Here is a 270-nt window from a genome sequence, read left to right as displayed (position 1 = left end):
ACCGAGAGGAATGGCATTTATGCACCATGCGCAAGATCGTCACATTAACGTACCTGGTACGAAATTAACAAGTAACCGCGGGGGAACACATAATAGTCCAACTCGAATTCACGTAAAACCGACACATATGATTGGTGGATACGGTCAATTAAGTTATGGATTTAACTATTATGGTCCGACTGGGAACCAGCGCGATTTAAACGTTGTAATTCGCAAACTGAAGGAGGTAGATTGGCTTGAAGATTAAAGCACAAGTCGGAATGGTAATGA

At 42.2% G+C, this 270-nt stretch carries 1 protein-coding gene; it reads left to right on the top strand.

The genetic code is table 11. From position 1 onward, the window contains the following. Positions 1 to 247, top strand: a 247-nt coding sequence (locus NG918_RS16815) for a hypothetical protein (RefSeq protein ID WP_252227197.1), incomplete at its 5' end; no start/stop codon positions are given. Between the last annotated feature and the right edge of the window lie 23 nt (positions 248 to 270).

The sequence above is a fragment of the Clostridium sp. ZBS2 genome, from assembly GCF_023845855.1.
Lineage (GTDB): Bacteria > Bacillota > Clostridia > Clostridiales > Clostridiaceae > Clostridium > Clostridium aquiflavi.
The sequence above is the reverse complement of the archived record's forward strand: the minus strand, read 5'-3'. Positions and strand labels throughout refer to the sequence as shown.